This is a genomic window from Flavobacterium omnivorum, from assembly GCF_900099915.1.
In the GTDB taxonomy this organism is placed as follows: Bacteria; Bacteroidota; Bacteroidia; order Flavobacteriales; family Flavobacteriaceae; genus Flavobacterium; species Flavobacterium omnivorum.
In genome coordinates this window covers 76,155-97,789 of record NZ_FNDB01000004.1, presented here as the reverse complement: position 1 = coordinate 97,789, position 21,635 = coordinate 76,155, and the positions used below count along the sequence as shown (strand labels likewise).

Genomic DNA, 21,635 nt, shown 5'->3' with positions numbered 1-21,635 from the left:
TTTTATTATTTAGGGTAAAGTACTTTTTGAACTTCTTTTGAAAAAATTGGCAAAGAAATTGCGCTACTAAAATAGATGAAATTTTAAAAGCATTTTAGCTGGTCCATTTCACTAAAAAAACTATTTTTGAATACTTTAAATATAGGACTCTAATGAAAAATCACAAGCACATCCTTTTGCTTATTGCCATTCTACTGCTTTCCATTTGTAATAGCAGCGCACAAGCATCGGCAACCAATCCAAAAAATGAATTTAGGGCCGTTTGGATTGCTACCGTTGTAAATATTGATTGGCCAAAGACCAGTACTGACAACGTTGCTAAACAAAAAGCAGACTATATTGAGATTTTAGATACCTATAAAAAATTAAATTACAATGCAGTTATTGTTCAGATAAGAAGTGTGGGAGATGCTTTTTACCCAACAAAATTAGCACCTTGGTCTCGTTTTTTAACTGGAAAAGAAGGACAAGCACCAAAACCTTATTTTGATACATTAGCTTGGATGATTGCTGAAACACATGCCCGTGGCTTTGAATTTCATGCATGGTTAAATCCATATCGCGCTACAATGGACTACAACACATCGCTTTTGAGTCCCGAGCACGATTATTTCAAACATTCAGAATGGATGATTAAATACGGTGGAAAATATTATTACAATCCGGCATTACCGGAAGTTCAAAACCATTTATTGAAAGTGGTTGAAGAAGTAGTTCAAAATTATGACATTGATGCCATTCATTTTGATGACTATTTTTATCCGTATAGAATAAAAGGAGAATTATTTGATGATACCGCCTCTTTTGCTCAGTATGGTAATGGAATGAGTATAGCGGATTGGAGACGCTCTAATGTGAATACTTTTGTAAAAGAAGTATCGGTTTCTATAAAAAATATAAAACCATGGGTACAATTTGGCATCAGTCCTTTTGGGGTTTGGAGAAATAAATCAGTAGATCCAAGAGGTTCAGAAACAGAAGCAGGGCAAACAAATTACGATGATTTATTTGCTGACCCTTTGGCTTGGATGGAAAACAAATGGATTGATTATCTTGTTCCACAATTGTATTGGAGCATGGATCATCCCAAAGCTTCGTATTCAAAATTATTGCGTTGGTGGTCTGAAAACTCAACGAATACCGCAATCTATATCGGAAATGGAACCTATAAAATAAACACCGATTCGGATAAAAGATGGAATAATCCAAATGAAATACCCAATCAGATTGACATCACAAGATCTTATAAAAATGTTCAGGGAAATGCTTTTTTTAGTGCCAAATCATTTTTGAATAGAAATCAAAGTGTAACTAAGTTGCTGCTTGAAAATCAGTATAAATATCCCGCTCTTCCCAATGTAGTTCCAAATTTAATTCGGAAAGTAGCAGAAGTTCCCACTGTAAACTCGATTGCAAAAAATGCAATTTCTTCCCGTTTTAATGTAACCTATCCGTTGAATAGCTCCGTACGGTATGTTATGATTTATGGTCCTACAACCCAAACCGTACTTGACATCAATGACCCAAGTCAGATTATTGATAAAATTGCTTTTAATGATAAAAAAGAAGCTTTAGAAGTAGTGATTCCATCCTATAAATTAGATAAAAGCAATACCTGTGCCGTTACATTCATCGATTTTTATGGCAATGAAAGTGAAGCTACTTTAGTAAACTTTACGCTTTAATTTCAATTGAATATAATTTGCCCTAAATGAAAAAAGACAATAGCCCTTGGAATTGGATTCCTACTTTAAACTTTGCTTCAGGATTGCCCTATGCCATAATTATTTCAGTTTCGGTAATCATGTATAAAAACCTTGGAATCAATAATGAAGACATAGGTATTTACACTAGTTTACTTTATTTACCTTGGGTAATAAAACCGTTATGGAGTCCATTTATTGATCTTTATTCTACTAAAAGAAAATGGTTCATAGGCATGCAATTGCTCATTTCATTAGCTTTTTTAATTGTAGGTTTAACCATTCCGTTGAGTAATTTTTTTGTCATTAGCTTGGCCATTTTTTGGGTTGCCGCATTTGCCTCAGCATCAAATGATGTTGCCAGCGACGGCTTTTATATGTTGGCTTTGGAAAAAGACCAACAATCCTTTTTCTTGGGAATTCGCAGTACTTTTTATAGACTTTCTATGCTTACTGGAAACGGATTAATTGTATTTGTTGCCGGCTATCTGGAACAAGAATATGGCGACAAGCAAAAAGCATGGTCTTACACCATGGTAGTGGTAGGATTAATTATGACCGTGATTACCGTCTATAATTATTTTTCAACTCCAAAAATTGAAACAAAAATGGCAGTTATGAAAACAGTTTCGGTTCCGCATAAAAGTTTTGGGGAAGTTTTTGCCACTTTTTTTCAAAAGAAACAAATTGGCTTAGTTTTGGCGTTTATTCTTCTCTTTCGATTGGGTGAATCTCAATTATTAAAAATGTTAACTCCGTTTTTAATTGATCCAATCAGTGCTGGTGGTATGGGTTTAACCACGCAAGATGTTGGCGTTATTTACGGAACTTTCGGCGTACTTTCACTTACAATTGGTGGCATTATAGGAGGAATTGTTATTTCTAGAGATGGATTAGGAAAATGGATGTTACCCATGATTTTGGCCATGCATCTGCCTATTATAGGATTCATACTTCTTTCGCACTTTCATCCGGGATCCGTTTTCTACATTTATGCAACCGTTATTGCGGAACAATTTGGTTATGGTTTTGGTTTTGCCGCTTTCATGATGTATTTGATTTATGTAGCTGATGGCGAATCAAAAACATCTCATTATTCTATCGCTACAGGATTTATGGCGCTGGGAATGATGCTTCCAGGAATGTTAAGTGGATTTATTCAAGAATATTTAGGCTATGGAAATTTCTTTATTTGGGTATTTTTGGCAACCATTCCAGGATTAATACTATCGAGATTTTTAATATTTCCAAAGGATTTTGGAAAGAAGACAACCTAAAATAAATATCAAGGATTAATGCAAAAATTTATCCGCAGATTCGCAAATTATTTTAAAAAATTTATAAGCTGCGAATCTGCTGTTAAAAGTATCCCAAGCTTTATTTGATATTAGTAAACTAACAAAATGACATTAGAACAAAAAATAGGACAATTTTTCTTTCCCGCAGTTTTCATTAATGATACAGAAGAAAATATTCAAGCTACGGAATTGCTAATTAAAAAACACAACATAGGTGGCTTAACTTTTTTCCACAGCCGTGCAAGTGCTGCTACTAATTATGAAACAAAGAAAAAGGTAATCTTAAATGACGCTAGTTGTCAGCGATTAAAAGAACTTATTACTCGGTATCAAAAGTGTGCTACTACTCCTTTATTGATGAGCATTGATGCCGAATGGGGTCTAGCCATGCGCGTCGAAAAAACACCACAATATCCTTATGCCATCACGCTTGGGGCTTTACCAGAAAGTGAAAAAAATTTGGTTTACGAAGTAGGAAAACAAATCGGCTTAGACTTAAAATCGGTTGGGATACAGTATAATTTGGCACCATTAGCAGACATCAATAATAATCCCAATAATCCAGTTATTGGGTATCGTTCCTTTGGAGAGCATAAAGAAAAAGTAAGTGCTTTTGCTTTAGAATATCTTAAAGGGATGAACGATGTAGGTGTTTTAGGATGTCTCAAACATTTTCCTGGACACGGAAATACAAATGTCGATTCGCATTTAGGATTACCCATTTTAAAAGAAACTCTCGAAGAATTATTAGCCAATGAATTAGTCCCTTTTATAGCAGGAATCGCCCATAATGTCGATTCTATTATGATTGGTCATTTAGCCGTTCCTGCTTTAAACGATGGAAAAGATACTTCAGCAACGCTATCAAAATCGGTTATAGAAACACTTTTGCGAAAGCAATTAGGATACGATGGTTTAATCATTTCGGATGCGTTGAACATGCGCAGTGTTTCGAGTTTGTATGAAATAAAGGGACAGCTGGAATGGGAAGCTTTTAATGCTGGAAATGATGTATTGTGTTTTGCTGAAAATGTTCCCGAAGGAATACAGGAAATCTTAAAAAAGGCAACAACCGAACGTATCGAAGCTAGTTTTCAACGCCTGTGGAAATGCAAACAAAAAGCAGGTATTGTGGATGGCAAACTGAGTTTGCGAGAAACTTTGACAAACCGTTTTGATTTTGAAACTACTTTGGAACTAAACCTAAGAATTGCTCAAAACTGCATTACCAAAATAAAAGACAATCACAATACCGTGACTGTTTTTGATGCAAAAAATAGAGAAGATCTTGGTAAAATTAGCCTTTACAAAAATACTAATAACGTATTTTTTAAAAGCTTAACTCATGCTTTGCCTTCACCAGAATTTAGTTACGAAACAGGCGGTGAGTCCGTTTTGAACGAGCTAGAAAAGAACTTGCGTAAATTTGACACTGTACTCATTTCTTTGTTTGTTCCAAAGGCTAAACCATTAAATAATTTTGGCATTGAAGAAGATGTACTCCAGTTTTTAGGTACTTTATTTACTACCAAAAAATGTATTTTATATGTTTTTGGAAATCCATATGCGCTCCAAGTCATCCCAAATCTTCAACATACTTTGGGAATTGTAGAATTATATCAAGATTTTGATGAATTTCAAGAAGTTGCTGCGGAACAACTTTTAAATAATACTTTTTGCAAAGGAACTCTTCCTGTGATGATTAACAACTTGTAATTTACGTGTGAATAGCTTAATTGCAGAATCATAGTAATTACCTATTTTAAAATAAATATTTATAATTAAAAATTATTTCAATTTCCCTTTTGTCTGTCTACTTTTGCACCATCAAAAAATTAACTTAAAAAGTAAATAAAATGTCATTAGTAGGTAAAAAATTTCCAAGTATTGCAGTAGATGCTATTTCTGAAATGGGTGATAATTTAAAAATTAACATATTTGAAGAAGCGACAAATAATAACAAAAAAGTACTTTTGTTTTGGTACCCAAAAGACTTCACTTTTGTTTGCCCAACTGAATTACATGCTTTTCAAGCGGTTTTACCAGAATTCGAAAAAAGAAATACCATCGTTATAGGTGCATCTTGTGATACAAACGAAGTACATTTTGCTTGGTTAAATACCGCAAAAAATAATGGTGGAATTGAAGGGGTTACCTACCCTATTCTTGCTGATACAAATAGAAATTTATCTAATATTTTAGGAATCCTTGATATTGAATCAACGGGTTATAGCGAAGAAACAGATTCTATTATAATTGAAGGATCTAATGTAACTTATAGAGCGACTTACCTAATTGATGAAACTGGAAAAATTTTCCACGAAAGTGTAAACGACATGCCGTTAGGTCGTAATGTAAATGAGTATTTACGTATGGTTGATGCGTACACGCACATTCAAGAAAAAGGGGAAGTTTGTCCTGCAAACTGGGAAGCTGGAAAAGAAGCCATGAGCGCCGACAGAGAAAGCACTGCTGAATATTTAAGCTTAAACTAATATAAAAAGATACAAAGGTTCAAAGATCACTAGCAACAAAGGTTTTTGTTGTGCAAATTCACAAAGTTCTAAAAACTTTGTCTCCTTGAACCTTTGCCTCTTTCAACCTTAAAAAACAAACTTATGTTAATCGAATTAACGGAAGACACGCTGCAGGATTTAATTACCAAAAATGAAAAAGTAGTCGTTCAATTTTCGGCCTCATGGTGCGGAAATTGCCGAATTATGAAACCAAAATTCAAAAAATTAGCTATAGAAAACGAAGCGATCACATTTGCTCTTGTAGATGCTGAGAATTTTCCTGAATCCAGAAAACTTGCTAACGTGAGCAACTTGCCTACTTTTGCAACTTTTGTGAATGGTAAACTGGTGAACGAAACACAAACAAACAAGCAAGAAGTGCTAATTGAATTAGTGAACGAAATCGTTTAATGATTTCTTAGTTTAAAGTTTAATACATCTGCAGTTCAAAACCTTAAACTTTTAAAACCTTAAACTTTTAAAACCTTAAACTTTTAAAACCTTAAACTTTAAACTTAAAAAATAAAATGAAATTACCTGTAATTAAGCATTTGACACAATTTATAGAAGAAAATGATGAAGATTACATCATCGAAACTATTGAAGTTTTGGAAGCAATGAGTGAAATTCCATCTTTGAAAGAGGAAGAATTAGATGTAATTGGGGAATTAATTTCGAATATGTATGGTGCTTTAGAAGTAAATAAACTGGTAAAAACTGGAACAGATAAAAAGGAGGCTTTGAACTCTTTTATGAAACGTGTTTTGGGTTCTATCGACAAATAATATAAAGTTGCAATGCCTAATTTCAGAACGCACTCCTAAACGAGTGCGTTTTTTTATGCCATTTCCACAACACTTTATACTCTAAAGGTTTACACATCCATCCAGAAAGCAAACTTTAAACCACTATTTGAGAACTTATTCTTAAATAATTTTCATACTTTTGAACCTCACAAAAAAACAAACATTATGGCTTCAATAACATTAGGCGGAAATCCAATCCACACTTCAGGAGAATTACCAAAAGTAGGCACTAAAATGGCTGATTTCAAATTAGTTAAAACAGATTTATCAGTCGTTTCATTAAGTGATTTTGCGGGTAAAAAACTAGTCTTAAATATTTTTCCTAGTGTTGATACAGGAACTTGCGCAGCATCCGTTAGAAAATTTAATGAAAGTGCCAGTGCCTCAGAAAATACCACTGTTTTATGTGTTTCAAGAGACTTACCATTTGCACAAAAACGTTTTTGTGGTGCTGAAGGACTAGATAATGTAGTTAATTTATCTGATTTTCAAGACGGTGAATTTGGCAAAACTAATGGTTTGGAAATTTTGGACGGACCTTTGGCTGGATTGCATTCAAGAGTTGTTATCGTTCTTGATGAAAACGGAACAATTATCCATACAGAACAAGTACCTGAAATTGCTGATGAACCAAATTATGAAGCTGCATTAGCCGTACTTTAATCATAACTTGATGGAATTCCAAAAAGACAATACTTTTTTTTCAGGAAGATTAAAAAGTGTTTCGTATGCCCTTAAAGGCGCTTTAAAACTAATCACCACTGAACACAGCGTTATGGTCCAATTTTCTTTAGGGATTTTGGTTACCACAGCAGGTTTTTATTTTGGTATTACCAAAACGGAATGGCTTTTTCAAACCTTAGCTATCGGACTGGTTTTAAGTGTTGAAGGTTTGAATACAGCCGTTGAAAAAATAGCCGATTTTATTCATCCTAATTATCATGAAAGAATTGGCTTCATTAAAGATATTGCTGCGGGAGCGGTGTTTTTTGCCGCTATGACAGCGATAATAATTGGATTAATCATATATATACCACTTATTTTTTAGGTAGTAGCACAAAAAAAGAATGGCAAAAACAACAAAAACAGTCCCTTTGAACAAAAAAACCGATACTAAATCAGAGGCGAAAATTCCATTGCATTTAACCAAACAACATAAAATTGTATTTGGTGCTTTACTGGTTTTATTCTCCGTTGCTTTACTATTTGCCTTTGTGTCGTTTTTTATTTACGGACAACAAGATCAAAGTGCCGTTCAAGAATTAACTAATAGATCTGAGATCGTCCAAAACTGGCTCGGGAAATTTGGCGCCTTCTTGGCTGATTTACTTATTTACAAAGGATTTGGGATTGCAGCATTTATATTTGTGCGTTTGTTTTTCCTCTCTGGAATTTATATGGTGCTGGGTATAAGTGTACGAAAATTAAAGACCATCTGGTTTTGGGATTTATTTGTAATTATTATTTTATCCATACTATTTGGTTTTTTCGCAACGTCAGCGCCTGAATTAGGTGGGACAATTGGGTACGAATTGAATTTATTTCTCCAAGATTACATTGGAAAACCAGGAACTTTATTGATTTTATTGTTTGGATTAATCATCTACGTGATTTTTAAAATCAAACTTTCGCCTGAAAGTATTCAATCCTTTTTTGAAAATACCAAAAAAGAAATTAAAGCCGTTGCTATCCCTACTCCTTTTAATACTAAAAAAGGAGATTATAATTTAGAGGAATTTGCAGTTGTCGAAGAAGAATTAGATACCATTCACATCAAAACGAATGGTTCACAATTCGAAATCAATAAAGAAGCTTTAAAGCCAACCATCAGCCATTCCTCTGATATCAACAGGGATCCTATCGCGAAGCCGCTTGCCATGGAAGTTACACCCATCGCAACTCCCGAAATAATTTCCAATCCCTTAGATACTTTTGTTATAGAAACAGCACCTGAAGAGGACATTATTGAGGAAAACTTGGCATCAAGATTAGTAGCTGACTTTGGATTATTCGATCCAACTTTGGATTTATCCAATTACAAATTCCCCACAATCGATTTATTAAAGGAATATTCAACTGGAGGAATTACCATCAACCAAGAAGAATTAGAAGAAAATAAAAACCGAATCGTAGATACGCTTCGCAATTACAAAATAGAGATTGCTCAAATAAAAGCAACTGTTGGACCATCAGTAACTTTATATGAAATTGTACCGGAAGCGGGAATTCGAATTTCTAAAATTAAGAGTTTAGAAGATGATATTGCCTTATCGCTGTCGGCATTGGGTATTCGGATTATTGCGCCGATCCCAGGAAAAGGAACGATAGGAATTGAGGTTCCTAACAAAAATCCAACAATGGTGTCGATGAAGAGTGTTATTGGCTCAGCCAAATTTCAAGAAGCCGAAATGGAATTACCAATCGCGCTTGGAAAAACAATTTCGAACGAAACTTTTGTGGTGGATTTAGCCAAAATGCCTCACTTATTGATGGCAGGAGCTACTGGACAAGGAAAATCGGTTGGATTGAATGCTGTGCTGACTTCGCTTTTATACAAAAAACATCCAGCCGAAGTTAAATTTGTTTTGGTAGATCCTAAAAAAGTAGAGTTGACACTTTTTAATAAAATTGAAAGACATTATTTAGCGAAACTTCCGGATATGGATGACGCTATTATTACTGACAATGCAAAAGTGGTAAATACGTTAAATTCCCTTTGTGTTGAAATGGATAACCGTTATTCTTTATTGAAAGATGCTATGGTGCGTAACATCAAAGAATACAATGATAAATTTAAGGCTCGAAAACTGAATCCTGAAAACGGTCACCGATTTTTACCATACATCGTCCTTGTTGTTGATGAGTTTGCCGATTTGATAATGACTGCCGGTAAAGAAGTCGAAGTTCCTATAGCCCGTTTAGCACAACTGGCGCGAGCCATCGGAATTCACCTGATCATTGCCACGCAAAGACCATCAGTAAATGTAATTACAGGTTTGATAAAAGCCAATTTCCCGGCTAGAATTGCTTTTAGAGTTACCTCAAAAATTGATTCCAGAACTATTCTGGATACTCAGGGTGCTGATCAATTGATAGGACGTGGTGATATGCTTTACACGAATGGAAATGATGTGGTACGGGTACAATGCGCTTTTATAGATACACCAGAAGTAGAAAAGATAACAGAATTCATTGGCTCTCAAAAAGCATATGCGACCGCTTATTTACTTCCAGAGTTCGTTGGAGAGGAAAGTGGCATTAATCTTGATATGAACATATCCGATAGAGATACTTTGTTTAGAGAAGCCGCAGAAATAATTGTAAATGCACAACAAGGATCGGCTTCCTTGCTACAAAGAAAACTAAAATTAGGCTACAACAGAGCCGGCCGATTAATCGATCAATTAGAAGCTGCTGGAATTGTTGGCCCGTTTGAAGGAAGTAAAGCACGAAGTGTAAACATTCTAGATATGAGTTCTCTTGATCAATTTTTCAACAATGAACAAAACAATTAATACAATGAAATCAAACATTCAAGATTCTAAACAAAATTATACACAAACTATGGGCAAAAGACTCCTTTTTATAATGGCCTTATTCCTTTTTGGTTTTTCGATTCAAGCACAAGACAAGAAAGCAAAAGATCTTTTAGATCAAGTTACAGCTAAAGTTAAAAGCTATAACAACATAACAATTGATTTTAAATATTCTCTGAATAATGCAAAAGAGAACATTAATCAAGATAGTAAAGGAAATGTTACCATGAAAGGAAATCAATATGTTTTGAACTTTATGGGAGTTACAAAAATATTTGACGGACAAAAAACTTACACTATAGTTCCAGAGGATGAAGAAATCACCATTTCTACTGTTAATGAAAAAGATGATGATTCTATAACACCTTCTAAAATGCTTACTTTTTTCAATTCTGGTTACAAATACAGCATGGATATTTTGCAAAATGTAAAAGGAAGAAAAATTCAATACATCAAACTGGTTCCTGTAAGTGCAAAAGACCAAAGAAAAGAAGTATTACTGGGAATCGATGTGCAAACAAAACACATTTATAATTTGATTGAAGTAGGTAAAAAAGGAACAAAGACAACATTAACGGTTAATTCTTTTAAAACCAACCAACCTTTGTCAAAAAATCAATTTACATTTGCGGGGAGTAAATATCCAAATTACTACATCAACAAATTAGATTAATGTACTAGGTGAAAATTCTTGACAAATACTTATTAAAAACCTTTTTGACTACATTTACTACTGTATTTGTAATCCTATTTTTTATATTCATACTTCAAACCGTTTGGTTATTTATATCGGAATTAGCCGGGAAAGATTTAGATCTATTAATGATTATTAAATTCCTGGCTTTTTCTATGCCTAGAATCGTACCCCTAGTTTTACCCCTTTCGATACTCTTATCTTCAATAATGACTTTTGGAAATTTAGCGGAGAATTATGAATTTGCAGCAATGAAATCTTCTGGAATTTCGCTACAACGGGCCATGAGAAGTTTAACCGTATTTATTGTTTTATTAAGTATCGTTGCTTTCTTCTTTTCAAATAATGTAATTCCTTATGCCGAATATAAGTTTATCAATTTCAGAAAAAATATTGCGCAAGTAAAACCCGCTTTGGCTATAACCGAAGGGCAATTTAATGACGTTGGCTTTTATAATATCAAAGTCAATAAAAAAAGTGGTGCTGAAGGCAATACGCTTACTGGCATTACAATTCATAAAAAGTCAAAAATTGGTGACGGTAGTAAAACCGTTATAAAAGCAAAAGACGGAGAATTAATAAGTAGTGAAGAATCTAGTATTCTCCAATTAGTACTTAATAATGGCTATTATTATGAGGATATTGTTCCAAAAAAATACGAGGACCGCAGTAAAATGCCTTTTGCAAAAAGCTCTTTTAAAAAGCAAATCATTAATATCGATTTATCAGAATTGAATAACGTGGATGTAAATGATGAATCCGTAGCTAATACAAATACAATGCTTACCGTTAACGAACTTAATTACACGTTAGATTCATTAAATAAAAACATGAAAACCGATATCATTTCGTTTACAGAGAACAGCAATAGCAGAATTGCTTTCCCTGCGAAAAAACAGCTTATCGCGTCTGCAAAAAGCAAACCACTTCCCAATAACATCTTGTCGTTATTTACCAATCAACAAAAATCGGATATTTTAAAAATAGCGAGTAGCAATGTGGCTAGTACAACCTACTCGATTGATACTTCTAAAACTGATTTTTTTAATAAACAAAAAAATATAAACAGACATTTACTTGCTTATTATGACAAATTTGTAATTGTATTTGCTTGTTTTTTAATGTTTTTTATCGGTGCACCTTTAGGAGCTATTATTAGAAAAGGAGGTCTCGGTCTTCCTATTGTTTTTGCCGTTTTAATATTCATCACCTTTCATTTTATAAATACTTTTGGAAAAAGGATTGCTCAAGAAAACGGAATGACCCCCTTTATGGGCGCTTGGTTATCTTCAATTATTTTGACACCATTAGCAGTATTATTGACCTATAGAGCTACAAACGATATTGGATTAATAAACATGGATGTCATTTTGGCTCCCTTTCAAAAAGTACTTAAAAAAATATTCCCATCACGAAACTAATACCCACAATGGACTTAAATAAAATAGAACTCAATACAATTGAAGAAGCAATAGAAGCTATTCGTCAGGGAAAAATCATAATCGTTGTAGATGATGAAGATCGAGAAAACGAAGGTGATTTTTTGGCTGCAGCCGAAAAAGTGACTCCAGAAATGATTAATTTCATGGCCACACACGGCCGAGGATTAATATGTGCTCCGTTGACAGAAAGCCGTTGCAAAGAATTAGGATTACATGTTATGGTTACTAATAATACGGATCCAATGGAAACTGCGTTCACGGTTTCAGTAGATTTAAGAGGAAACGGCGTAACAACAGGGATCTCTGCAGCAGATAGAGCAAAAACAGTTTTAGCACTGGTCAATCCAGAAACTAAACCGCATGATTTGGCAAGACCAGGTCATATTTTCCCTCTTATCGCTAAACAAGGTGGTGTTTTAAGAAGAACGGGGCATACAGAGGCAGCAATTGATTTTGCTCGTTTAGCTGGGTTTAAATCAGCTGGTGTGATTGTAGAAATAATGAATGAAGATGGAACCATGGCGCGACTTCCGCAGTTAGTAGCGGTAGCAAAAAAATTCGATTTAAAATTAGTTTCAATTGAAGCATTAGTTGCCTACCGAATGCAACATGACAGCTTAATTATTAAAAAGGAAGATTTTGATATTGAGACTCGCTTTGGTAATTTCAGGTTGCGAGCGTACCAACAAACCACCAATAAACAAATACACATCGCTTTAACTAAAGGGACATGGAATTTAGGAGAACCAATATTAACTAGAATCCATTCCACACAAGTTAATAATGACTTATTGGGTACTCTAACTAATAACGTTGATCAGCAACTAGACGATATGTTCAAGGTTATTAATGAACACGGCAAAGGCGCTTTCATTTTTATCAATCAAGACATGCAATCAGTGAATTTACTTAGTCGCCTTACTGAACTTAAATCATTGCAAGAATCTGGACAAATGAAAGCACCAAAAATCATTATAGATAGTAAGGATTTTGGAATTGGCGCGCAAATTTTACATGATATTGATATCTCAAAAATAAGATTAGTTTCCAATACAGAGGGTACTAAACGAGTTGGTATGATAGGATATGGCCTCGAAATAACCGAATATGTAAAGTATTAAAACTTTTAATTACTTTTTTTTTAAAAATATTTTAGCCTAAAGCATACAAAATGAAACGGTTAAAAAATAGTCGAAAAAATAGATGCTTTTTTTCTAAAAATAGATTTGCATAACCAAAAAAGGTTCTTATATTTGCACTCGCAATCAGGTAATGGTTGTCGCTCACTGGAGAAATGGCAGAGCGGTCGAATGCGGCAGTCTTGAAAACTGTTGACTGTAACAGGTCCGGGGGTTCGAATCCCTCTTTCTCCGCCAGTAGAAATACTAAACGAAGCAAACCCTTCTAAATCTTATGATTTAGGAGGGTTTTTTCATTTACGGCAAATCAAATTATTCATTAAATCTCAAAACTTAGGTGTCTTTTGAGGTGTCACTGAAATTATATTTTTTAAGTGACACCTATCTCAAAAGTTACCAGTTCAACATTTGTTCAAATACCTTTTCACTATTTGAACATCTTGTTTGGAAGTAGTACAAAGTTTAAATTTAATAATAACTAAAAGGTCACCAACCATGAACACAGCCGTATCCGTTCTCTTTTATATAAAGAGATCAAAAGTCAATAATGATGGCATCTGCCCTATTTATGTACGTGTCACAGTACAATCTAAACGATTTGAATTTAGTAGCAACAAATTTGTTAATCCTGAGAAGTGGTCTAATGAAGGATCTAAAGTTAAGGGTAACAATGAAGAGACTCGTTCAATAAATAGCCACCTTGAATATTTAAAATCCAAAATTTTAGAAGCTGAAAAAAAATTATACAAAAAGGATATTATTATAACTTCTGAAAATCTAAAGAATGAAATTTTTGATCTCCACGACAACCAACGAATGCTTATTCCCATTTTCAAGGATCACAACAACAAAATCAAAGAATTGGTTGGTAAAGAATATGCACCAGGAACATTAGAGCGCTATACCACCTCCCTAAAGCATACTATCGAATTTCTGGAATGGAAATACAAGGCTTCAGATATAGACATTAACAAAATAGATCATGCTTTCATTACAGATTATGAATTCTATCTAAGAAGCGTTCGCAATTGCGCCAATAACACTGCCGTAAAATACATCAAGAACTTCAATAAAATAATCAAGATTTGCATAGCTAACCATTGGATAGAAAGAAATCCATTTGCAAACTATAAAGCAAAAGTCAAAGAAGTAGAAAGAGTCTATCTATCTGAAGACGAAATAGAGACCGTAATCAACAAAGATTTCAAAACAGAACGATTATCGCTAGTGCGTGATATATTTATTTTCAGCTGTTTTACAGGCTTAGCCTACATTGATGTCAAAAACCTAACAAAGTCGCATATAAGCCTTGGAATCGACGGAGAGAGATGGATATTCACTCACCGTCAGAAAACCGAATCGGCTTCAAAAATTCCAATCCTTCCAATAACACAAATGATTATTGATAAATATGAGGACCATCCGGAATGCAACAACCAAAACAAACTACTTCCTATTTTGAGCAATCAAAAAATGAATGCCTATTTGAAAGAAATAGCGGGTGTTTGTGAAATCGAAAAAGAATTAACTTTCCATATTGCTCGTCATACTTTTGCGACGACTGTAACACTCACAAATGGTGTTCCAATAGAAAGCGTGAGCAAAATGTTAGGACATAAAAATATCAGAACTACACAGCACTATGCTAAGATATTGGATAAAAAAGTGAGCGAGGACATGATGGTTTTACGAAACAAAATGTCAAACTGCAACAATGATAAAATTATCAAAAATGCCAATTAGAATTTCTACTTTCCTAATATAGCACATAATGAGTTTAGAATCGATAGTTCAAGTCAGGTAATTTGTAGTACATTTATCTTAGTCTGGAAATTTTTTCAAAAGAACATTTTAAATCTTATAACATGCTAACAAAAATAATTGAATCACTAAAATTTCTTTTATTGGAATATCGTTTTTATTTCTGCAGTATTGCATTCTTATTGGCTCTCTTGATTTATAGTTATAATAAAACTTTGTCTTTGGAAAAAGAGCTCCGATTGAATCAAACCACGTTCGAAAGAAGGCAAAAGGCATATGATGAAAAAGCAAAACAACAGCGAGAAAAACTCGAGCGTATGATAAAAGAGATCAAATCAGAAAAATAAAACTTATAATCGATTCCGTTCGACACAGATTTCATTGTTCATTCTGCGCACGCAACGAAATCCTTACTGTTTTAGGGAGTTTTTATTCTTCTACTTTTTTTAATATCTCCTCATTCCATTTAAGAGCTATAATTTTTCCTGATATATTTCTAACGAAGTTAAAATCTGAATTATTTTCAATCATACAAAAATTATTAGTATTTATAAAATGAATTTTCCAAGTAAGGTTGCCCCTGTCATCATTAAAATTAAAGTAAACTCCATTATTTTTTTTGGTAATAAAGAAGTTTTTATCTCCGCTTGTATATTTCCCTAAATAAGATTTTAAATCTTCATCTTTAATATAGCGCTCTTTTTTTATCTCAGGTGTGTAAGCATTTTTCCATTCATAAGTTAGGGCTACACTTCTTATAATTTCATCAAATAGAGCTGTATTATATGTGTTTGTCATAACGACAACTCCATTACCTTCTTCAAAAGTGCCTATGTATTGGCTAACAAAACCTTCGTCTACACCACCATGCTCGAAATTTTTAATTCCATTTTTATTAATTATGAATACTCCTAAAGCTGATTTATCATCAATGTAAGGTGTAAGTCTTACTGTTGTCATATCTCTTGAAAGTACCTTTTGAGATTTCCCTTTTAAAGATAATTGAGTTTCAATCACATATTTCGCTAAATCTGTTGGATTTGTCCAAAGTCCAGCTGCTGCTTGTTCTGGATAAATATGGTAATTACCTTTTACGGCTTTTCCATCATTGTAATATCCAGTAGCTAATAAATTCAGTTTGGATGATACTGGAGGTTGAGTATAAGAACTGTTAGTCATTCCCATTGGCTTCAGTACATGTTCCCACATAAATTCATCATAAGGTTTTCCTGTTACATCCTGAATAATTAGTTGTGAAATGGTGGTTCCACCGCCAGAATATTCATATTTGATAGATGGCTCATACATTGAACGTATAGCTTCTGAATTAGCAGGCTTTTGACCATTTAATATTTGTTTGATGGTTGGTATCTCTTCTCCTTTTTTGTATCCATAAAACCCATGTACACTGATTCCACCAGTATGACTTAATAAATTGGCAATTGTGATTTTTTTACCTTTTGATAAGGAATCGTAGGGAAATTTCCATAATTTTAAGTAGGTATTTATATCCGCATTAAGATTCAATTTTCCATCTTGAACCAATTTTAATACTCCAACTGCATTTAGAGATTTACTATTTGAACCTGCTTGAAATAAAGTTTTAGTTGTTACAGGTTTTTGCTCTAAACTGTCAGCCCATCCATAACCTTTTGCCCACTCAATTTTATAGTCTTTAATAACTGCAATGCTAACACCATTGGCATGATAAAATTTCATTCTTTCCTCTAATGTCCACATTTGAGGATTATTTTCAATTTGTACCCAACCAGAAAGATTGTTTTCAACTTGTTTAATTTTTGACTGAATTTCTGTAGAATAATTTTTTGAAGATTGTCCATATAAGAAACTTACTGATGTACAGAAGAATAAAAGAGTAAATACTGATTTATAAATTATATTATTGATAATCATTTTATTGTTGTTAAATCGTTTTGAATTTGTCTCGCTCAGTAAAATTGCCTACAACGTTAGTTCGTCTAAAAACCCTCAAACGAACTTTATTTGGTTAATTAGTTAGTAAATATATAGGATTTAAACTATAATTAAACTGCTTTTTAAAACTACCTCCGGTTCCGTTCAACCGGAGTTTCATTGTTCGTGCTAAGCACGCAACGAATCCCTAGCTGTTACCTGCTGGCAATTTTAGTATTTCAATATCCAATTTTCTTTAGAATATGAATTTTTAAGTTTTATTTTCACTAAGAAGTGAGCTAAACTACCAATAATTAAATCTTTCAATGATATCGAATTGTAGTCAGTAATATTTTTCAACTCTACGGCATAAAATTTAATATTGTCTGCCCAAATACCATTAGTTAAGATCGCATTTGATTTTGGAATATATTCTAACTCATAGATTCTTTTATAATGTAGGTTTGAATAGAGTGATTTGTATGATAATAATACGAAAAAGCTATCATTTTTAGTTTGGTCAAAAAACTGTTCGGAGTAAGTATAAGGAGGTAATTTATACTGAAAAACGCCATTTTTATTTAAAGTTTCAATTTTCATTATTCTAGTTTTACAACAAATATTATTGCTTTCTTTATTATGAAACATTGAAATTTTAATATCAGTTGCGGGTAAATTTCCAATTTGTTTTAAATTAAACCAATGTTCATCGTTACAATTATTTGTACAAACTTGACCTGCTATACAACAACATCCTGGCGAACTTTCTTTTTTTAATAAATTTTCATCATCACCAAATCTATAGAATTCAAATTCAGGTTGATTAATATATTCATTTGCAAATAGACTTTCATTTCTTTGTGATTGTAACTGTAAAACCGCATAAAAAATTGCGATAACAGTTAAAACACTTGAATATAAAGCAACTCTTGCTTCGCCTTCAGTTTGAGTTACCCAATTAATAGAAATTAAATAGATTTCTAAGTAGTGAGTCAAAAATATTGAAAGAGCAATTACAATTATTGCATAAAAAAGTGAAGGGATCTTATGTAAAAATTTATTCATATTTGGTTTTTTATTACGATTTTTGGTTTGCTAGCAGGTAACGTCAGTCTGTGAAAAAACCTCCATTACATTACCAGCAAATATAACAAAATACTTGTATCGAAAGAAGATTATTCTTATTGCAAGAATGCAACTCTTCACAGGAATTTCCCCTAATTCGATGATCTCGGTGATAGACAAATACAATTACCTCTACAAATTAATCTTATAGGTAAAGAGAATTATACCCCGAAAGTGATGGAAAACACATTAAAACCACCTGATAAACCACTACAAAAAAAGAGGACACTAAATCCTCTTATAATTCTCTCAAAAATCTTTACGACAACTCCATAGTGTTTACGGACGTACAAGTGGTTCCGTTCAACCCGGGTTTCATTGTTCGCGCTACGCACGCAACGAATCCTAGCTGTTAGCAGTAGACCTTAAAATATACAGTTCTTAAATTCAGTATAAAAAGAGGGTTTCTTATTTTTGAGATCGACAAATACGGAATATGCGTCTTTACTTCGATAGCTTTTTAATCCTCTATTTTTAAAATACTCACTAATAATAATTCCTGAAGGAATTCCTATTGCGGGAACAATTATTTTAGTTGGATCTAAAAGCGCTCCTATTGTACTTACGCTAGCAATTGTTGTTATATTAAACTTCTTTGCATCATCAATTATTTTCATCCACTCAACTTCCGATCGTTTCACCTCTTCTTTTATTTTGTCATTAAAATGCAGAATTTTATCATCTGATAATTTGTCAAGTTCTGTCTGCTCTATGAAAGAGCTGACTTCTCTAAATGCTTTTCTCATTCCTGAAATTCTGTTTTCTTCTCGAATATGTAAGGCAAAAGAAGTATCAACATTATCTAAATAAGTTAGGTCAAGCCCCGAGTACAACGAGCCAAACTTAGTCCAAAATGGATTTGTTCCCCTAAATTCAAGTTGACGTTTTATACTAACTTGGCTCGTATAGGAAATTGCTCCTGTTAATTTGCAAATGGCGTCAATCATTTCAATGCTTCCGCCACTGTCATTTAAAGAAACGGATTCCATTTGATCGTCGCCAAAGTCTACGTACATCGGATGTTCCTTTTCTCTCCTTTTAAATGATAAGGCTAAGTTTGTAACTTCGTTAGTTGAGTAGCTGGGAAATGCTTTGGAAATTGTTACCTCTATCGCTTTTAGAGGTAATCCAAAAAATGACCGGCGCAATTTTTCATCGTTCATTTTATTTATATCCATTTTAAACTCAGGATCCGTCATAATTCCTGGATTTAATTCAACACGTTTGCGAGCCTCTTCTTTTAAAATCGAGTGAGCTTCAGAATCAAAATTGAAGGGATTTTCAATTAGATGAACAATACCTGAACGAACCCATTTTTGGAGAACGATATAAAAATATAAAGCATCTACGAACTCAAGCCTCCACAAGTGTGGTTTAGCGATTGGATTATAATCAGGTGAAGTAATATTTGGATTTTGAAGCGGATGAAATATCAAAATTTCATCTGAATACAATGAATACCGTGCAACATTATTAATAATCGAATTGCCGTCTGAATAGCCATGAAAAATTGAAGTAAGCTTTTGAGAAGGATTGTTCTTTGGCAACAATTCGTATCTATTTAAATTTGTAGAAAAGATTTGCCCAAATACATTATAAGTTTCGGCTATTTTTTCAATTGTTACTTCTTTTGCTAATTCTTGCCATGTCTTATATTTCTTAATTTTAAAAATACGATTTAGCTCGTCGTAAAATTTTATATTTAATTGCCTGTTCGACTCGCTCATAAGTTAATTTTTTGTAGTAAATTTAATAACATTAGCCATAGAAAAAATATTTATCCTGTAAATTAGATGTCATTAAAATAAGTAGGCGATCGGTTTACTGCCAACGTCAGTTCGTCTAAAAACCTCTAAACGAACTGTATTTTGTTACTCATGGAGTAAATATATGTTATTTAAACTACAATTAAAATTCGTTCTGACAAAAGTCGCTTATGATTATTAAAATAAAACAGTCTGTATAAATCTTTGTGAATCTGCTCTCTATTGGCAGGATTTAACTCATTGGAAACTTCAAAAAATTCCGATAAATCGTTCTCTTTGAGTTCAAGGAGTTCCTTTAAGCAAATCCCAGAAGTTTCAATCACACCAAGATATTTGACGATGGTTGTTCTTGATTTTCCAATGCTTTTGGAAATTTGACTATTAGAAAGACCATTGGCTTTCATTCTGATGATTTCTCGTATCATAATTGATCCTATTGAATTATTGGCCATACTGATGTGATTAGATCACAAAGTAGGATAAAAAATCATCATCAAAACTGTCCAGTTTGAAACGGAATGAGGTGTTCACTTTGCTCCGGAATCACCTGTACAGTTTGAACCGGAATGGGGTGTTCACTTTGCTCCGGAATCACCTGTACAGTTTAAACCGGAATAGGGTGTTCAGTTTGCCCCGGAATATCCAACTTTTGAGTACAAGGATTATCGCATGGCGGGTGTGAAAAAGCAAATGATACTGACGCATCAGGAATTCATCAGGCGTTTTGCGTTGCATATTTTGTCCAAACGTTTTGTAAAAATAAGACATTATGGTTTTTTGAGCAGCACTTGGAAGCGTCAAAAGCTCACGCTTTTGCAGGAAAAACTTAAGGTAAAAGTTTTAGAAAAAGTAGAAAAGAAGCCTTTTTTACCCCAAGTGTCCGTGTTGTAAAACAGGGAATTTACACCGAATAGCGGTTTTTGACCAGCGTGGTCCACCGGCGTGGTTTCTTGGCGGTAGCCAAAGTTCAAGTTCCTATGAAAATTAATTTTATGGGTAAGGGAACTTATGTTCACAAATGAAGGAACACACGAAAAAAACCAAGCAGAAAACACTCCAAAAAAAAAGAAGCTCGCTTGCCTCTTGTAATTCTCTCTAAAATTTTTACGATAAGTGCATAGGTTGACGGACGTGGAATCGGTTCCGTTCAACCCGGGTTTCATTGTTCGCGCTACGCATGCAACAAACCCTAGCTGTTGGCAGTAGTGTTTTTACATTCCATCACATAATTTATCTCTTACAAGCATATGAAAATTGTCTAAATAGGTTGAAATTTCTTTTAAATTTTTCTTTATTTCGACTAAAATATTTTTTTCTTGTTTAAAACCTTCTACTATATTATCTTTATTATCAAGCAATAACATTATTGTTCCTTTGCTTTCTTTTATTTTGTCGATTATGCTTTCTGATTTTTTGATTTTTTGCATTGACATTTTCTTTTCGTCAAGCATTGAATTTTTTGAAATTGGATATCTAAAATATGAACTATCACGGTCGTACTCTGAAACAATACTTAATTGTTCAAGAAATTCAATATTATTATGCCAATTGTAATCAGGTGTAATTTTATTTAATTCTTCAATATTTGGTAAAAATAAATGGTTTAGCCAATACTCATATAAAATTTGAATGTTGTGGCAATTAAATAGATTCTCCCATTTTTGTTTTATTAAAATTTCTGGTTCTTCACTTTCAAATGAAGCATTTCCATAATTGATATTAAGTTTACGATGAAAAATTATTATTAGTGATTTTAAATACAATTCTATTGAATGTCTGTAAAGGTAGTTTTGGGGCATTTCTGCTTGTTGAGTTATAATAAAGTGTTCAAAATTGTTTGTTTGTAAAAAATCAGCACTTTTTTTATATGCAACAGCAGTTACTCCAAATCCTTTATCAATGTGAGTATCGATTCCTGTAAATAAATATGTCAAA

At 33.2% G+C, this 21,635-nt stretch carries 19 protein-coding genes, 1 tRNA gene and 1 pseudogene; 16 read left to right on the top strand and 5 right to left on the bottom strand.

Annotated features, from left to right (window positions below; genetic code table 11):
• Nucleotides 1-152: 152 nt before the first annotated feature.
• From BLS90_RS05715 to BLS90_RS05645, 15 genes are all read left to right on the top strand, one after another.
• A complete protein-coding gene (locus BLS90_RS05715; protein WP_091256312.1) occupies nucleotides 153-1,685 on the top strand; it encodes a glycoside hydrolase family 10 protein in 1,533 nt (510 codons plus the stop codon).
• 26 nt (nucleotides 1,686-1,711) lie between these two features.
• Entirely contained in the window at nucleotides 1,712-2,980 is a 1,269-nt protein-coding gene (locus BLS90_RS05710) for an MFS transporter (protein WP_091256309.1), read from the top strand.
• A gap of 126 nt (nucleotides 2,981-3,106) precedes the next feature.
• Entirely contained in the window at nucleotides 3,107-4,717 is a 1,611-nt protein-coding gene (locus BLS90_RS05705) for a glycoside hydrolase family 3 protein (protein ID WP_091256307.1), read from the top strand.
• Between the two features lie 140 nt (nucleotides 4,718-4,857).
• Complete coding sequence (locus BLS90_RS05700; RefSeq protein ID WP_091256305.1) at nucleotides 4,858-5,496, top strand: peroxiredoxin; 639 nt, start codon at nucleotides 4,858-4,860, stop codon at nucleotides 5,494-5,496.
• Between the two features lie 123 nt (nucleotides 5,497-5,619).
• Complete coding sequence (locus BLS90_RS05695; protein WP_091256303.1) at nucleotides 5,620-5,928, top strand: thioredoxin family protein; 309 nt, start codon at nucleotides 5,620-5,622, stop codon at nucleotides 5,926-5,928.
• A 116-nt stretch (nucleotides 5,929-6,044) separates the two neighbouring features.
• The gene (locus tag BLS90_RS05690; RefSeq protein WP_091256301.1) at nucleotides 6,045-6,302 is read left to right on the top strand and encodes a DUF6952 family protein; all 258 of its coding nucleotides are present in this window, start codon (nucleotides 6,045-6,047) and stop codon (nucleotides 6,300-6,302) included.
• Between the two features lie 186 nt (nucleotides 6,303-6,488).
• Nucleotides 6,489-6,986: a thiol peroxidase gene (tpx, locus tag BLS90_RS05685; RefSeq protein WP_091256298.1), complete on the top strand. Its 498-nt coding sequence runs from the start codon at nucleotides 6,489-6,491 to the stop codon at nucleotides 6,984-6,986.
• Between the two features lie 10 nt (nucleotides 6,987-6,996).
• The gene (locus tag BLS90_RS05680) at nucleotides 6,997-7,371 is read left to right on the top strand and encodes a diacylglycerol kinase family protein (protein ID WP_091256296.1); all 375 of its coding nucleotides are present in this window, start codon (nucleotides 6,997-6,999) and stop codon (nucleotides 7,369-7,371) included.
• A 19-nt stretch (nucleotides 7,372-7,390) separates the two neighbouring features.
• The gene (locus BLS90_RS05675) at nucleotides 7,391-9,838 is read left to right on the top strand and encodes a DNA translocase FtsK (protein WP_091256294.1); all 2,448 of its coding nucleotides are present in this window, start codon (nucleotides 7,391-7,393) and stop codon (nucleotides 9,836-9,838) included.
• 49 nt (nucleotides 9,839-9,887) lie between these two features.
• A complete protein-coding gene (locus BLS90_RS05670) occupies nucleotides 9,888-10,532 on the top strand; it encodes a LolA family protein (protein WP_245705057.1) in 645 nt (214 codons plus the stop codon).
• Nucleotides 10,533-10,540: 8 nt separating this feature from the next.
• Complete coding sequence (locus BLS90_RS05665) at nucleotides 10,541-11,974, top strand: LptF/LptG family permease (protein WP_091256291.1); 1,434 nt, start codon at nucleotides 10,541-10,543, stop codon at nucleotides 11,972-11,974.
• Nucleotides 11,975-11,982: 8 nt separating this feature from the next.
• Nucleotides 11,983-13,116 (top strand): 3,4-dihydroxy-2-butanone-4-phosphate synthase, encoded by a 1,134-nt coding sequence (ribB, locus tag BLS90_RS05660; RefSeq protein ID WP_073354596.1) that lies wholly within the window; start codon nucleotides 11,983-11,985, stop codon nucleotides 13,114-13,116.
• A 167-nt stretch (nucleotides 13,117-13,283) separates the two neighbouring features.
• Nucleotides 13,284-13,371 (top strand) — tRNA-Ser (locus tag BLS90_RS05655).
• A 258-nt stretch (nucleotides 13,372-13,629) separates the two neighbouring features.
• The gene (locus BLS90_RS05650) at nucleotides 13,630-14,877 is read left to right on the top strand and encodes a site-specific integrase (RefSeq protein ID WP_091256288.1); all 1,248 of its coding nucleotides are present in this window, start codon (nucleotides 13,630-13,632) and stop codon (nucleotides 14,875-14,877) included.
• A 122-nt stretch (nucleotides 14,878-14,999) separates the two neighbouring features.
• Nucleotides 15,000-15,242, top strand: coding sequence for a hypothetical protein (locus tag BLS90_RS05645; protein WP_091256208.1), 243 nt, complete (start codon nucleotides 15,000-15,002; stop codon nucleotides 15,240-15,242).
• Nucleotides 15,243-15,324: 82 nt separating this feature from the next.
• On the opposite strand, the gene BLS90_RS05640 is transcribed toward BLS90_RS05645, so the two are convergent.
• From BLS90_RS05640 to BLS90_RS05625, 4 genes are all read right to left on the bottom strand, one after another.
• Complete coding sequence (locus tag BLS90_RS05640; protein ID WP_091256206.1) at nucleotides 15,325-16,809, bottom strand: serine hydrolase domain-containing protein; 1,485 nt, start codon at nucleotides 16,807-16,809, stop codon at nucleotides 15,325-15,327.
• Nucleotides 16,810-17,040: 231 nt separating this feature from the next.
• A complete protein-coding gene (locus BLS90_RS05635) occupies nucleotides 17,041-17,874 on the bottom strand; it encodes a hypothetical protein (RefSeq protein WP_091256205.1) in 834 nt (277 codons plus the stop codon).
• 425 nt (nucleotides 17,875-18,299) lie between these two features.
• Nucleotides 18,300-19,661, bottom strand: coding sequence for a hypothetical protein (locus BLS90_RS05630; RefSeq protein ID WP_091256202.1), 1,362 nt, complete (start codon nucleotides 19,659-19,661; stop codon nucleotides 18,300-18,302).
• 170 nt (nucleotides 19,662-19,831) lie between these two features.
• On the bottom strand, nucleotides 19,832-20,152 hold the full coding sequence (locus tag BLS90_RS05625; RefSeq protein WP_091256199.1) for a hypothetical protein: 321 nt from the start codon (nucleotides 20,150-20,152) through the stop codon (nucleotides 19,832-19,834).
• 193 nt (nucleotides 20,153-20,345) lie between these two features.
• On the opposite strand from BLS90_RS05625, the pseudogene BLS90_RS05620 reads away from it, so the two are divergent.
• Nucleotides 20,346-20,688 (top strand): annotated as a pseudogene (locus BLS90_RS05620) (transposase); the annotation flags it as partial.
• A 223-nt stretch (nucleotides 20,689-20,911) separates the two neighbouring features.
• Here BLS90_RS05620 and BLS90_RS05615 read toward each other — a convergent pair.
• Nucleotides 20,912-21,634 (bottom strand): hypothetical protein, encoded by a 723-nt coding sequence (locus tag BLS90_RS05615; RefSeq protein WP_091256197.1) that lies wholly within the window; start codon nucleotides 21,632-21,634, stop codon nucleotides 20,912-20,914.
• Nucleotide 21,635 lies beyond the last annotated feature (1 nt).